Genomic DNA, 240 nt, shown 5'->3' with positions numbered 1-240 from the left:
ACTCCATGAGGCCCGGGCGCTCTTCGCTCTGATACTCCCACGTATTGAACGTAAGCAACGAATCCAGCGACATCTTGATGACTGGGACCGTTGGTAGCTCGTGGTACAGCGGATTGTCCGCGTTCTCGAACTGCGCGACGCTGATCACCTTGGAGATGAGCCGTGCAGCTTTCGTCACGTCGATCGTGTTGTCCACGGTGAACGAGTCAAAGAAAACGAACGGTCGTCGATCCTGTGCCT

1 protein-coding gene is annotated in these 240 nt (G+C 55.8%); it reads right to left on the bottom strand.

Going from position 1 to position 240, the window contains the following annotated elements; all coding sequences use genetic code 11:
- On the bottom strand, window positions 1-196 hold a 196-nt coding region (locus AC1RPU_RS08505; protein WP_481769733.1), incomplete at its 3' end, for a hypothetical protein.
- Window positions 197-240 lie beyond the last annotated feature (44 nt).

It is taken from the genome of Dellaglioa sp. CoH-55-MRSF-7 (assembly GCF_056782235.1).
This window is presented reverse-complemented; position numbering and strand designations above follow the sequence as displayed.